Genomic DNA, 14,229 nt, shown 5'->3' with positions numbered 1-14,229 from the left:
GCGCTACCGCAGCGCCTTCAATTCGCCGGGCAAGGCATACGCCCATTGCGTGATGTTGCCGGCGCCCAGACACACGACGAGATCGCCGGACTTCGCCACGCCCTTGACGATGCCAGCGAGATCGGACGCCGCGGGCAGCGGGATCACCTCGCGGTGGCCGTGGGCGCGCAGGCCCGCGGCGAAATGGTCGCGATCGATGCCTTCGATCGGCGTCTCGCCCGCAGCATAGACCTCGGCGACGATCACCGCATCCGCATCGTTGAAGCAGGTGCAGAATTCCTCGAACAGCGACTGCAGGCGGGTGTAGCGATGCGGCTGCACCACCGCGACGATCTTACCGTTGGTGGATTCCCGCGCCGCCTTCAGCACCGCCGCGATCTCGACCGGATGATGGCCGTAGTCGTCGATGACGGTGACGCCGTTCCACTCGCCGGTCTTGGTGAAGCGGCGCTTGACGCCGCCGAAGCCGGCGATCGCCTTGCGGATCGCCTCGTCCGACACGCCGAGCTCGCGCGCGACCGCAATCGCGGCGGTCGCGTTGGAGGCATTGTGGCGCCCCGGCATCGGCAGCATGAGATCGGAGATCTCGTGCACGGCGCCCGTCTTGCGATCGCGGAAGGCAACCTTGAACTTCGATCCGCCGCCCGCCGGGGTCAGGTCGACGAAGCGCACATCGGCCTGCGGATTCTCACCATAGGTGATGATGCGTCGATCCTCGATCTTGCCGACAAGGGTTTGCACCACGGGATGATCGATGCACATCACGGCGAAGCCATAGAACGGCAGGTTCTCGACGAAATGGCGGAAGGCGTCCTGCACCGCCTCGAAGGTCTTGAAGTGATCGAGATGCTCGGGATCGACATTGGTGACGATCGCGACCTCGGTCGGCAGCTTCAGGAACGTGCCGTCGCTCTCGTCCGCTTCGACCACCATCCAGTCACCCGCACCGAGACGCGCATTGGAGCCGTAGGCATTGATGATGCCGCCGTTGATCACGGTGGGATCGAGGCCGCCGGCGTCGAGCAGCGTCGCGACCATCGTGGTCGTGGTGGTCTTGCCGTGGGTGCCGGCGATGGCGACGCAGCTCTTCAGCCGCATGAGCTCGGCCAGCATCTCGGCGCGGCGCACCACGGGGATGCGCCGTTCGCGCGCCGCCGTCAGTTCCGGATTGTCGCGCTTGATCGCGGTAGAAACCACGACGACCTCGGCCCCGTCGACGTTCTCCGCCTTGTGGCCGACCGAGACCCTCGCACCGTTCTTGCGCAGGCGGTCGAGATTGTAATTGTCGGAGGCGTCCGAACCCTGCACGGAATAGCCGAGATTGAGCAGCACCTCGGCGATTCCGCTCATGCCTATCCCGCCGATCCCGACGAAGTGGATAGGTCCGATCTCGCGCGGCAGTCTCATGGTGTATCCCGCAGTTCCCTTCGTCATGCCCGGGCTCGTCCCGGGCATCCACGAATCCTTACCACTTCTTGCAAGACGTGGATGGCCGGGACAAGCCCGGCCATGACGGCAAAAGTAGGAATTCCGGCCGATTTCGCGTCAGATTCCCGCGATTTTGGCCACCAGATCGGCCAGCCGCTCCGCTGCGTCGAGCCGGCCGGCGCCGCGGGCGGCCTGCGCCATGGCGGCAAGACGCGCGGGCTCGGCGGCGAAGGCGGAGATCTCGGCGGCGAGGCGATCGGAGGAAAACTCGGTCTGCGGAATGCGGATCGCACCGTCGACCTTGGCCAGCACGCCGGCATTGGCGAACTGGTCCTGGTCGATCGCGCCCGGCAGCGGCACCAGGATCGAGGGCCGCCCGATCGCGGCAAGTTCCGCCACGGTGCCGGCGCCTGAGCGCGACACCACCAGATGGTTGGAGGCCAGCCGTGCCGGAAGATCGGTGAAAAACGGCGCGAGCTCGGCCTTGATCTTCAGTCTGTCGTAGACCGCACGCACGCGCGCCATATCCTCGTCGCGCACCTGCTGGGTGAGGACGAGCCGGCTCCACAGCGCAGGCTCGAGGCGCTCGATCGCGCCCGGCACGATGTCGGCCATGATGCGCGCGCCCTGGCTGCCGCCGACGACGAGCAGGCGCAGCGGACCGTTCACTTCAGGCGCAGCATATGGCACGCCAGCTGCGGCGAGGATCGCCGGACGCATCGGCGTGCCGACCGTCGTGGTCTTGCCTGATAGCGCCGGATCGCGATCGAGCACGCCGGGCAACGACGTCGCGATGGCTTGGACGCGGCTCGACAGGAACCGGTTGGCGCGGCCGAGCACCGCATTGGCGTCATGGATGATGCCGGGCACGCCGGCGAATTTTGCGGCGACCAGCGGCGGCAGCGTCGGATAGCCGCCGAAGCCGACGACGGCGACCGGCTTCAGTCGCTTGATCAGGCTGTAGGCGGACAGCGTGCCGGCCGCGAGCGTCAGGCCGGCATAGGCGAGCTGCAGCGGATTGCGTCCGCGCGCAGTCTCGCTCGAGACGACGTCGATCATGTCCTTGGTGAACAGTCCGCTGTAGCGCAGCGCGCGCTCGTCCGTGACGAGGCGGACGCGGAAGCCGCGCCGGATCAGCTCGACGCCGAGCGCCTCGGCCGGAAACAGATGGCCGCCGGTGCCGCCCGCGGCGAGAAGAATCAGGGGGGAGGTGTCCATGGTGGCGAGTTTTACAAGGACTCTTTCGTCATTGCGAGCGCAGCGAAGCAATCCAGACTGCCACCGCGGAGAGATTCTGGATTGCTTCGCTTCGCTCGCAATGACGAAAAACTATGCGTAGCTGCGCATCGCCTCGGCGTGGCCGCTCGCCTCGACTTCGGTGCGCGGGCGCAGCCGCGTCAGCGCGAGCATCATGCCGACACCATAGGCCAGCGACACGATCGAGGAGCCACCATAGGAGATGAAGGGCAGCGTCATGCCCTTGGCGGGGATGAGCTGGAGATTGACCGACATGTTGATGGCGGCCTGCACGCCGAACAGGATCGCCAAGCCCGAGGCCGCGAAGCGCGAGAACATGTCCTCGTTGGCATAGGCGCGCGACAGCGTCCGGATGACGACGAAAGCAAACAGTGCCAGCATCGCGAGGCACAGGATGATGCCGAACTCTTCGGCGGCAACCGCGAACACGAAATCGGTGTGGCTGTCGGGCAGGCTGCGCTTGGCGATGCCCTCGCCCGGTCCGAGGCCGAACCAGCCGCCATTGTAGAAGGCCTCCATGGCGGTATCGACCTGGAAGGTGTCGCCCGAGGCCGGATTCATGAAGCGCTTGATGCGGCCGGCGACGTGGGGAACAAAAAGATAGGCGCTGAACAGTCCGGCGGCGCCGAGGCCGGCGAGCCCGAACACCCAGATCATCCGCATGCCCGCGATGAAGAACAGCGAGCCCCACACCATCAGGATCAGCATGGTCTGGCCGAAGTCGGGCTCCATCACCAGCAGCGAGACCAGGATCAAGAGCAGCACCAGCGCCATCGAGGTCGCCGGCATTTCTGGCCGCCTAGTGGATTCCGCGAACAGCCAGGCGGCCATGACGACGAACGACGGTTTTGCGATCTCGGAGGCCTGGATATTGAGGCCGAGTAGCGTGATCCAGCGCCGCGAGCCCTTTACTTCGGGGCCGATCGCGAGCGTCAGCACGATCAGGACGATGCTGACCGCAAAGATGATCAGCGCCGAGCGACGGATCGCCCGCGGCGACAGGAAGGACACCCCGAGCAGCACGATGCAGGACGGCACCAGGAATAGCACGTGCCGGCTGAAGAAGTGGAAGGGATCGAGCCCGATGCGGGTCGCAACCGGCGGGCTCGCCGCCAGCGACAGGATCACGCCGGTCAGCATCAGCGCCAGGATGGCACCCATCAGCGGCTTGTCGACGGTCCACCACCACTCGGAAAAGGGGGTGCGTTCTTCACGGGAGAGCATGGCGGCCGCTTTCGGACAGAGGTCGGTCCATTGGTCGCCGAGGTTGGTTACCGGGGGGTTAAGGAAACGGGGATGATTGGAGATGAAGGCGAGCGCTTACCTCAAATGCCCGTCATGCCCCGCGAAAGCGGGGCATCCAGTATTCCAGAGACGTCGAGGGTTCATAACCACAGCCGCGGCGTACTGGATCACCCGGTCAAGCCGGGCGACGACAGCGGAGCAACAACCAGCAGCGTCCCTACACCACCGGCTTCATGCCCGGCAGCGCCTGCACCAGCTCGCGGAACCTGGTGCCGCGAATTTCGAAGTTGCGATACTGGTCGAAGGAGGCGCAGGCGGGCGACAGCAGGACGACCGCGTCAGCGATGCCTGACGCCTCCGCATCGCATGCGGCTTGCTCGACGGCGACGTCGAGGGTCTGGCTGATCTCGTGCGGCACCTTCGTGCCGAGCGTGCCCGAAAATTCCTGCGCGGCCTCGCCGATCAGATAGGCTTTTCGGATGCGCGGGAAGTAGCCGGTGAGGCCGGTGATTCCGCCGGCCTTCGGCTTGCCGCCCGCGATCCAGAAGATGTCCGAAAAGGACGACAGCGCATGCGCGGTGGCGTCGGCATTGGTGCCCTTGGAATCGTTGACGAACAGCACGTTGCCGCGGCGGCCGACCTGCTCCATGCGATGCGCAAGGCCGGGGAAGCTGCGCAGGCCGTTCTGCAAGACGTCGAGGCCGATGCCCATCGCGAGCGCGGCGGCTGCCGCGCACGCCGCGTTCTGCGCATTGTGCAAGCCGCGCAGAGAACCGATGCCGCCGAGCGCCGCGATTTCACTGCGCGCGCCGCCCGAATTGCGCACGATATGGCCGTGCTCGACATGGATGCCGCTGGCCAGCGGATTCTTGACGGAGATCCGCACCACGTTCTTGCCGGCGCGATCGAGCCGGTCGGCGATATCGCGGCAAAAGCCGTCGTCGACGCCGACGATCGCGGTGCCGCCGGCCTGCACACCGGCAACGAGTCGCTCCTTCACCGCGGCGTAATGCGCGATGGTGCCGTGGCGATCGATGTGGTCTTCGCTGACATTGAGCAGAATGCCGACGGAGGGATCGAGTGAAGGCGTGAGGTCGATCTGATAGGACGACATCTCGATGACGTGGACGCGGCCCATGCCCGGCGGCTCCAGCGACAGGATTGCGGTGCCGATATTTCCGCCCATCTGGGTGTCATAGCCGGCGACCTTGGTGAGATGCGCGATCAAAGCCGTCGTCGTCGATTTGCCATTGGTGCCGGTGATGGCGACGAACGGCGCATCCGGCGCGTGCCGGCGCCTTTCGCGGCAGAACAGCTCGATGTCGCCGATCACCTCGATAGCGGCCTCGCGCGCCTTCAGCACGCTCCAATGCGGGACTGGGTGGGTCATCGGCACACCGGGCGCGAGCACCAGCGCGGCGAAATTCGCCCATGAGACGTTGCGCAAATCAGCCGTGATGAAGCCCGCTTGCGCGGCCTTGGCGACATTCTCGGCGCTGTCGTCGGCGGCGATCACCTCGGCGCCGCCCGCTTTCAACGCGTGACAGGAGGCGAGTCCCGAGCCGCCGAGGCCGAACACCGCGACCGTCTTGCCGGCAAAGGACGTGACGGGGATCATCGATCGTTCACCGCAGCTTCAGCGTGGATAGGCCAGCGAGCGCCAGCATCACCGAGATGATCCAGAACCGGATCACGATCTGGGGCTCGGTCCAGCCGAGTTGCTCGAAATGGTGATGGATCGGCGCCATCCGGAAGATGCGTTTTCCCGTCATCTTGAACGACACCACCTGCACGATGACGGAGACTGCCTCCAGCACGAACAGGCCGCCGATCACCGCGAGCACGATCTCGTGCTTCACCGCCACTGCGATCGCGCCCAGCATGCCGCCGAGCGCGAGCGAGCCGGTGTCGCCCATGAAGATCGAGGCCGGCGGCGCGTTGAACCAGAGGAAGCCCAGGCCCGCACCCAGCAGCGCGCCGCAGAGCACGGCGAGCTCGCCGGTGCCGGCGACATATTTGATCTGGAGATAATCGGCGAACACCGCGTTGCCGGCGAGATAGGCGATCATGGCAAAGCTCGCAGTCGCGATCATCACCGGCACGATGGCAAGGCCGTCGAGACCGTCGGTCAGGTTCACCGCGTTGCCGGCGCCAACGATGACGAAGGCGCCGAACACGACGAAGAACCAGCCGAAATGCAGCACGGTGTCCTTCAGGAAAGGAATCGTCAGCGCGGTCGACGCGGGATCGCGGTTCAGCCGCACCAGCGCGTAGCAGGCCACCAGCGCGATCGCCGCCTCGATCAGCAGGCGAAGCTTGCTGCCGAACCCGGTCGTGGTCTGCTTCGTCACCTTGAGATAATCGTCATAGAAGCCGACGAAGCCGAAGCCAAGCGTCACCGCCAGCACGATCCAGACGTAAGGGTTGAGCGGATTGGCCCACAGCACCGTGCCGACCGTGAGACCGGACAAGATCATCAGCCCGCCCATGGTGGGCGTGCCTTTCTTGGCGAGATGCGATTGCGGACCATCGGCCCGGATCGGCTGGCCCTTGCCTTGCCGGATGCGCAGATGGTCGATGATCCAGGGTCCGAACAGGAATACGAACAGCGCGCCGGTGACGACGGCGCCGCCGGTGCGGAAGGTGATGTAGCGGAAGACGTTCAGGAAGGTGCGAACGGCACCGAAGCCCGGAAATGTGTTGGAGAGCTCGATCAGCCAGTAAAACATTCAGACGGTCCTATGGCGCCTTTGCACGCGCCTTGATCTTGGCCTTGTCAACCTGCCTCACGCGCATTCGCTGGTCTTCATCATCGGGTCGGGCGACCTCTAAAGAAAACGAACGGCTTCGCGCCGGAAAGGGGGGATTCGGGAACAGCGCCTTCCAAGCAGTTTACGCCCTTGCCTGCAAGGCGGCCACTAGGCCCGGCACAAACTTGTTGACCCAGAACATCTTCTTGCTGCCCTTGACAACCACGACATCGCCTGCCCTCAGCAGATTTGCGACCTCCCCCGGCTTCAGCGTGACGGGGTCGTCGTGCCAACCGAGACCCTTGCCGGCTGGAAGCACCTCGAACAGGTGACGCATCAGGGGTCCGACGCAATAGACGCCGTCGATGCCGTCGAGATGCCTGGCGAGGTCGATGTGATAGGTTGGTGCGCCGTCGCCCAGCTCCAGCATGTCGCCGAGCACGGCAATGCGGCGGCCACCGGTCGTGTTGCGCGCCTGCAAGCTTTGCAGCGCGGCAGCCACGCTGGCCGGATTACCGTTGAAGCTGTCGTCGATCACGGTGACGCCACCGGCCGCCTGCTCGACGCCACGGCCGCTCATGATACCGACCCGGTCGAGCTTGATCGCAAGCGTCGCCGCATCGAGGTTGGTCGCACGGATCGATGCGAGCGCGGCCAGCGCATTCTGAACGCGATGCGGCGCGCCCGGCGTCAGGCTGAACGCGATCTCCTTCTTGCCGAGCGCGGCCACGACCTGCCAGCTGTCGCCGTGCGGCGCGTGCGCGACTTCATGCACCTCGGCTTTCTCGCCGAAGCGTATGACCTTGCCCTTCCAGTCCGGCGCCTTGATCCCGGCGGGCAGCACCAGCACGCCTTCCGCGGGCAGGCCGAGTGCAATCGACACCTTCTCGCGACGGATGGCTTCGAGCGAGCCGAGCTTCTCCAGATGCACCGGCTGGACGTTGACGACGAGCGCCACCGTCGGCCGCGTCAGTTCGCTAAGCCGCGCGATTTCGCCCGCCTGGTTCATGCCCATCTCGACGACCCAGAGACTGGCATCGGGGCGCGCATTGCACAGCGTCAGCGGCACGCCCCAGAAATTATTGAAGCTCGACGGGCTGGCATAGGCATTGGGATAGGCCGCGAGGAATTCCTTGGTGCTGGTTTTGCCCGCGCTGCCGGTGAGCCCGATCACCGGCCCGTTGAAGCGCGCGCGTGCCGCGCGCGCAAGGCCCCAGAGGCCGTCGATCAGCGTGTCCTTGACGACGATCTGGGGAATGCGGATGCCCGCGATCTCGTGCGGCACGATCATCGCGACCGCGCCCGAGGCTTCCGCCTTGTCCGCGAACTCCCAGCCGTCACGCGCGCTGGCGAAGGCCGAAATGAAGCCGCCGCTTGGCGTGCCGCTCAGCGCGACGAACAGGCTGCCCGGCTTCGCCAGCCGGCTGTCCTGGGTGACGAAGTCGATCGGCGTGTCCGGGAACGATCCGGCGGCGCCCAGCGCGCGCGCCACTTCGGCCACCGTCCATATGGGCGCGCTCATGCAATCCTCGACGCTAATGCGGCGGCGACCGCCTCGTGATCACTGAAGGGCAAAACCTCTCCGCCGACGATCTGCCCGGTCTCGTGGCCCTTGCCGGCGATGAGCAGCGCATCGCCATCTTCCAATTCGGCGATCGCGGTGCGGATCGCCGCGGCCCGGTCGCCGATTTCGCGGGCGCCCTTGGCGGCGGCGAGAATTTCGGCGCGGATCGATTCCGGCTTCTCGCTGCGCGGATTGTCGTCGGTGATGATGACACCGTCGGCGTTGCCGGCGGCGATCTCGCCCATGATCGGACGCTTGCCGGCATCGCGGTCGCCGCCGGCGCCGAACACGACGACCAGCCTGCGCCTGGCGTAGGGACGCAGCGCCTGCAGCGCCTTCGCCAGCGCATCGGGCTTGTGCGCATAGTCGACGAAGATCGGCGCACCGTTGCGCTCGCCGACGCGCTCCAACCGACCTTTGGCGCCTTCGAGATGTTCGAGGCTCGCGAACACGTCCGCGGCGTCGCCGCCGGTGCCGATGGCGAGGCCAGCTGACACCAGCGCATTCTCGATCTGGAACTCGCCGACCAGCGGCAGCCGGATCGTATACCGCTTGCCGCGATGTTCGAGCGCGAGCACTTGCGAAAATCCTTCGACCTCCGCACCGGCGAGACGAATGCCCTCGCCCGCCCCGTCGCGGTTGCGACCGACTGCCATCACGCGCAAGCCGCGCGAATTCGCAGCACTGATCGCCTCCGCCGAGCAATCATGATCGGCGGAGATCACGGCCGCGCCCCCCGGCGGGACAAGTTCGCGGAACAGCCTGAGCTTGGCCGCGAGGTAATGCGCGACGGTCGGATGGTAATCCATATGGTCGCGCGAGAGATTGGTGAAGCCGCCGGCGGACACGCGCACGCCGTCGAGGCGATATTGGTCGAGCCCGTGAGAAGAGGCCTCGAAGGCGAGATGCGTGACGCCCTCGCGTGCGATCTCGTCGAGCTGCCGGTGCAGTGCGATCGGATCGGGCGTCGTCAGCGAGCCGTAGACGGTACGCTTCGGGGAAACGAGCCCGATGGTTCCGATGCTGGCGGAGGCGTGCCCGAGCCGCTCCCAGATCTGCCGGGTGAATGCGGCGACCGAGGTCTTGCCGCTGGTGCCGGTCACCGCCGCAATTGTCGCGGGCTGCGCGGGAAAAAATTTTGCCGCGGCCAGCGCCAGCGCGCGGCGCGGATTCGCGACTGTGATGAACGGCACCTTGCAGCCATCAGGGGCATGGTCGCCGACGACCGCCACCGCGCCGGCGGCAATCGCGGCATCGATGAAGCGCGCACCGTCGGTCTTGCTGCCCGCAAGTGCGAAGAAGAGATCGCCGGGCTTGACCGCGCGGCTGTCGAGGGCGCCGCCGGTCACGTCGAGCGCCGCGACCGCGGGCTCGATTGCGGCATCATTGCCCTGAACGTCCTGATCGAGGAGGTCGCGCAGCTTCATGGTCTTCCAGTCGACATGCCGGACCGGATTGCCGAATCTGCAGGGAAATCCCGACTCAGCAGCGGCAACGGCCCACCCGGTTGATTACTGGGTTGTCCTGGATGCTGCAAGAATAAGGCGCTCGGACGGCGGCAGGTCGAACCGCGGTTCGACGCCCAATAGCGGCGCGATCCGCTCGATCACCTTGCCGCCGGTCGGCACCGCGTTCCAGCCCGAGGTGATGAAACCTTTCGTTTCGGGAATCGCCTGGGGCTCGTCCAGCATGATCAGGATCTGATATTTCGGATCGTCGCAGGGCATGATCGCGGTGAAGGAGTTGAGCACGCGCTTCTTGGCATAGCGGCCGTTGATGACCTTCTCCGACGTGCCGGTCTTGCCGCCAACATAGTAACCCTTGACGTCGGCGGTCTTGGCGGTGCCGATTTCGGCATTGAGCCGCATCAGGAACCGCATCTTGTCGCTGGTCTCCGTCCTGATGACGCGCTTGGCCATCGCCGCCGCTTCGGACTCGCTGCGCTTCATGAAGGTCGGCGGAATCAAATAGCCGCCGTTCACCAGCGCGTTGATGCCCATCACCGCCTGCAGCGGCGCCACCGACATGCCCTGGCCGAAAGCGATGGTGACCGTGTTCAGCTCGCCCCAGCGGCGCGGAATCAGCGGAGCCGCGCTTTCCGGCAGTTCGGTGCGCAGCCGCGTCAACTGGCCCATCTTGCCGAGGAATGCCTTGTGGGCCTCGACGCCCTGGCCGAGCGCGATCCGCGCCGCGCCGATGTTGGACGAGAAGGTGAACACTTCCTTGGTGTTGATGAAGCGTCCGAGCGGATGGCTGTCGTGGATGGTGAACTTGCCGTAGTGCAGGTTTCCGCGTGCATCCCACGATGTGTTCAGATTGATCTTGCCGGAATCGAGCGCCATCGCCAGCGTGAACGCCTTGAAGGTCGAGCCCATCTCGTAAACGCCGGTGGTCAGGCGATTGATGCGGTCGGGATCGTGCGCTTCCTTCGGATTGTTGGGATCGAAGTCCGGAAGGGAGACCATCGCCACGATCTCGCCGGTCTTGACGTTGGAGACGATGCCGGAGGCAGCCTTGGTGTGGTATTTCTCCTTGGCCTTCAGCAGCTCGTCACGCAGTGCGTGCTCGACCCGCAGATCCACCGATAGCTCGATCGGCTTTTGCAGCCGGTCGGTGGCAAAGCCCGCGCGGTGGAGATCGGCGAGCCCCTGATTGTCGAGCCACTTCTCCATGCCGGCGATGCCCTGGTTGTCGATGTTGACGAGACCAATGAGGTGGGCGACCTCGTTGCCGGTCGGATAGACGCGCTTGTTCTCGCGCAGGAAACCGATGCCGGGAATGCCGAGCTTGTGGATGTCCTGCTGCTGCTTCGCCGTAATCTCGCGCTTGAGCCAGACGAAGCCCTTGCGCGTCTTCAGGCGCTCGCGCACCTCGGCCTCGTCGAGGTCGGGCACCGTGGCGGTCAGAAGTTCGATTGCCTCGTCCTTGTCGATGATGCGGCGCGGCTCGCCGAACAGGCTCGAGGCCTTGACGTCGGTCGCGAGAATCGCGCCGTTGCGGTCGACGATGTCGGGCCGCGCGGTCGCGACCACCTCCTGCGCCGCGGCGCGGCGTGCGCCATGGGCGTCGGCGCCGATCGCGAACATCACGAGCCGGCCGCCGATCAGGGCGTAGACCGCGCCGAAGGCGAGCATCGCCAGGCCGACGCGCGCCCGCGCCTTGGCCGCGCGATCGACGTTGCGCCCGTACAGCAGGCTGCGGATCAGCCGCTGCCGCCAGGGCTCAGCGGGCTTTTCTGCAGGTTTGGCCGGGGTCACAGCACTCATGGCTTGTCCTCGGGCTGAGGCACGGAGCCCGTCACATTATCGGGATCGCTGGCGGCTTCGATGGTGTTGAGCATGGCGCCGATCGGATCCGGCTCGCCCGGCCTGAACATCCGCAGCGGACGCTCGGGCAAATTCTTCAGTGAATCATATTGCGTGCCGTTGACCGGCTTGAGCTGCAGATGCCGGTCGGACAGGCCTTGCAGGCGCAGGGGCGCATCGAGCTTGGCCCATTCGGAGCGCAGCGCCGCGATCGCATCGCGCTGCTCGCGGATCTCCGCATGCAGCCGCAGCACCTTTTCGGTGCGCGCCGTGGAGTCCATCTTGATCCTATAGACATAGGCTGCCGCGAAGATCAGCGCGCCGATGACGAGGAGGTGGATGAAGCGCATGCGCTAGCCACCCCTCATGACGTCGGAGAGTTTTGGCCATGACGATTGCTCGCGATCATCATGCGCAGGCGCCGAGGTGCGCTCGCCGGCGCGCAGTTTTGCCGACCGCGCGCGCGGGTTATGCGCGACCTCGTCTTCGCCCGCGATCACCGGCCGCCGCGTCAGCAGCTGGAAGCTCGGCACCGCCTGCGACACTTCCGGCAAATGGCGTGAGCCGCCACCCGTCTTGCTGCGCAGGCTAAGGAAATTCTTGACGATGCGGTCTTCCAGCGAATGGAACGAGACGACAACGAGGCGACCACCGGGCTTGAGCACGCGCTCGGCAGCGATGAGCGCGCTCTGGAGTTCCTCGAGCTCTTCGTTGACGAAGATGCGCAGGGCCTGGAACGTCCGCGTCGCCGGGTGAATATCGCCGGGCTTGGACCGAACCACCCTGCCGACGAGCTCGGCGAGCGCGCGCGTGGTCGTGAACGGCGTCTCCTGACGGTCCGCGACGATAGCGCGGGCGATCCGGCGCGACTGCCGCTCTTCGCCGAGAAGATAAATGATGTCGGCGAGATCGCCTTCCGAGGCGCGCGCCACGACATCGGCCGCAGTCGGGCCTGCCTGCCCCATCCGCATGTCGAGCGGACCATCGAGGCGGAACGAGAAGCCGCGGCCGGCCTGGTCGAGCTGCATCGAGGATACCCCGACGTCCATCACGACGCCGTCGACGCCATCGATGCCTTGAGCCGCGCAGACCTCGGCGAGGTTGGAGAAACGATCTTCAACGAGGGTCAGCCTGCCCGCCGAGCATGCGACGAGCTCGGCGCCGCCCTCGATCGCAGTACGGTCGCGATCAATGGCAATCACCTGAGTTCCCGGCACGTCGAGGATCGCGCGGCTGTAGCCGCCGGCACCAAAGGTCGCGTCGATATAAAGGCCGCCTTCGCGCGGGGCGAGGTGGTCGATGGCCTCGCGGCCAAGAACGGGGATGTGCGGAGCCGAGCTCATGCGCCAGGCCTGCCGATCGCCCCGCCGGACTCCCAAGTGAGATCGGGGACGAACAAGCTCATAACGCCTCGAATGATTCCGCGTCGCGGCGGTTCCACGACCCAACCCCCGTCCGATATGGTTACCGTGCCCGGTCGTCCCGGGCCACCAACCCAGTATTCCCCTTGGAATTTGTCGGGCAGCCATGGGATTTCGAGCCAAAATACGCTTTGGCCGCCTCCGGACGCGGGTCGGCTCTTCATCTCTCAGTAACGGCCCTTAGCGTTAAGAAAGCGTTGATCGGCTCGCGACAAGTCGAAAAGCTGACGCGGCGGTGATGCTTCATCCACACACATGCGCCAAAATGCATCCGTTAACCTCGTCGCGCGGTTGCGCACGGTGGAGGGTAAAGGAATAGTAAAGAAAAGGGCTTGGCCCACTCTCTGTCTGTCTCGAGCTATTTATGTCGTCCGGTTCGTCCACGCCGTCTGGATCTGATTCGAAGCGTCAACGCGTTCTGCCGGTTCCCAAAGCGGCCGCGAACATGCGGACGTTCGAGCCGGATTCCTCGATCGTCTCCGACATCATCCCCTCACCGAACCATGGCGACCGCAACAAGGGCCGACCCGATATGATTGTGCTGCACTACACCGGCATGCCCGACGTCGAAGGTGCGCTGGCGCGGCTCTGCTCCGCGGGCACAGAGGTATCGGCACATTATGTCGTGCTGGAAGACGGCCGCATCGTGCAATGCGTGCCGGAGGCCAGGCGCGCCTGGCATGCCGGCGTCTCGTCCTGGTCCGGCGAGGACGACATCAATTCCTGCTCGATCGGGATCGAGATCGTCAATCGCGGCCACGATTGGGGCTATCCGGAGTTTCCGCTGCGCCAGATCGCCGCCGTGATCGCGCTGTGCCGCGGCATCATGCTCCGCCGCAAGGTGCCCGCGCACCGGGTGCTCGGCCATTCCGACGTGGCGCCGGCGCGCAAGAAAGATCCCGGCGAAAAATTTCCGTGGCATTCGCTGGCCAATTCCGGCGTCGGACACTGGGTCACGCCCGCGCCGGTGGTGCGCGGCGAAAGCCTGATGCTCGGCACCATCAGCGATGAGGTGCTGAGCCTGCAGCAAGCGCTCGCCAGATACGGCTACGGCGTTCCCCTCACCGGCAAATACGACGCCGCGACCATGGAAGTCGTCACCGCGTTCCAGCGCCATTTCCGCCCGGCGCGACTGGATGGGGTCGCGGATCACTCGACGCTCTCGACCTTGCAGGCGCTGTTGGGGAGTCTCCCTCAGGAGACAACGACCATCGTGACGAAGTAGCTGACGTCTTCGAGAACGTGACCTCTTGCTCCGT

11 protein-coding genes are annotated in these 14,229 nt (G+C 65.6%); 1 reads left to right on the top strand and 10 read right to left on the bottom strand.

The annotated features are described in order from the left end of the window. Nucleotides 1-3 precede the first annotated feature (3 nt). From murC to rsmH, 10 genes are all read right to left on the bottom strand, one after another. Nucleotides 4-1,407: a UDP-N-acetylmuramate--L-alanine ligase gene (gene murC, locus IVB07_RS09775; RefSeq protein ID WP_247767797.1), complete on the bottom strand. Its 1,404-nt coding sequence runs from the start codon at nt 1,405-1,407 to the stop codon at nt 4-6. Between the two features lie 138 nt (nt 1,408-1,545). Further along, the gene (gene murG / locus IVB07_RS09770; RefSeq protein ID WP_085349085.1) at nt 1,546-2,646 is read right to left on the bottom strand and encodes an undecaprenyldiphospho-muramoylpentapeptide beta-N-acetylglucosaminyltransferase; all 1,101 of its coding nucleotides are present in this window, start codon (nt 2,644-2,646) and stop codon (nt 1,546-1,548) included. 111 nt (nt 2,647-2,757) lie between these two features. Beyond that, a complete protein-coding gene (gene ftsW / locus IVB07_RS09765) occupies nt 2,758-3,909 on the bottom strand; it encodes a putative lipid II flippase FtsW (RefSeq protein ID WP_247361173.1) in 1,152 nt (383 codons plus the stop codon). 238 nt (nt 3,910-4,147) lie between these two features. Further along, nucleotides 4,148-5,548 carry a UDP-N-acetylmuramoyl-L-alanine--D-glutamate ligase gene (murD, locus tag IVB07_RS09760; protein WP_018454237.1) on the bottom strand — a complete coding sequence of 467 codons (1,401 nt, stop codon included), beginning with the start codon at nt 5,546-5,548 and terminating at the stop codon, nt 4,148-4,150. Nucleotides 5,549-5,555: 7 nt separating this feature from the next. Then, nucleotides 5,556-6,659 carry a phospho-N-acetylmuramoyl-pentapeptide-transferase gene (gene mraY, locus IVB07_RS09755; RefSeq protein ID WP_007600847.1) on the bottom strand — a complete coding sequence of 368 codons (1,104 nt, stop codon included), beginning with the start codon at nt 6,657-6,659 and terminating at the stop codon, nt 5,556-5,558. 163 nt (nt 6,660-6,822) lie between these two features. Beyond that, the gene (gene murF, locus IVB07_RS09750; RefSeq protein WP_204512073.1) at nt 6,823-8,202 is read right to left on the bottom strand and encodes a UDP-N-acetylmuramoyl-tripeptide--D-alanyl-D-alanine ligase; all 1,380 of its coding nucleotides are present in this window, start codon (nt 8,200-8,202) and stop codon (nt 6,823-6,825) included. Beyond that, a complete protein-coding gene (locus IVB07_RS09745; RefSeq protein WP_247767627.1) occupies nt 8,199-9,671 on the bottom strand; it encodes a UDP-N-acetylmuramoyl-L-alanyl-D-glutamate--2,6-diaminopimelate ligase in 1,473 nt (490 codons plus the stop codon). Before IVB07_RS09745 ends, murF begins: the two co-directional genes overlap by 4 nt. An 84-nt stretch (nt 9,672-9,755) precedes the next feature. Next, nucleotides 9,756-11,510, bottom strand: coding sequence for a penicillin-binding protein 2 (locus IVB07_RS09740; RefSeq protein ID WP_166517606.1), 1,755 nt, complete (start codon nt 11,508-11,510; stop codon nt 9,756-9,758). Next, complete coding sequence (locus tag IVB07_RS09735) at nt 11,507-11,899, bottom strand: hypothetical protein (RefSeq protein ID WP_247294869.1); 393 nt, start codon at nt 11,897-11,899, stop codon at nt 11,507-11,509. The genes IVB07_RS09740 and IVB07_RS09735 overlap by 4 nt, the downstream gene beginning before the upstream one ends. A gap of 3 nt (nt 11,900-11,902) precedes the next feature. Continuing rightward, complete coding sequence (rsmH, locus tag IVB07_RS09730; protein WP_162496556.1) at nt 11,903-12,892, bottom strand: 16S rRNA (cytosine(1402)-N(4))-methyltransferase RsmH; 990 nt, start codon at nt 12,890-12,892, stop codon at nt 11,903-11,905. A gap of 523 nt (nt 12,893-13,415) precedes the next feature. Between rsmH and IVB07_RS09725 the strand changes: the two genes are divergently transcribed. Further along, nucleotides 13,416-14,195, top strand: coding sequence for an N-acetylmuramoyl-L-alanine amidase (locus IVB07_RS09725; protein WP_247767626.1), 780 nt, complete (start codon nt 13,416-13,418; stop codon nt 14,193-14,195). Nucleotides 14,196-14,229 lie beyond the last annotated feature (34 nt).

The sequence above is a fragment of the Bradyrhizobium sp. 172 genome (assembly GCF_023101065.1).
GTDB lineage: Bacteria > Pseudomonadota > Alphaproteobacteria > Rhizobiales > Xanthobacteraceae > Bradyrhizobium > Bradyrhizobium canariense_D.
This window is presented reverse-complemented; position numbering and strand designations above follow the sequence as displayed.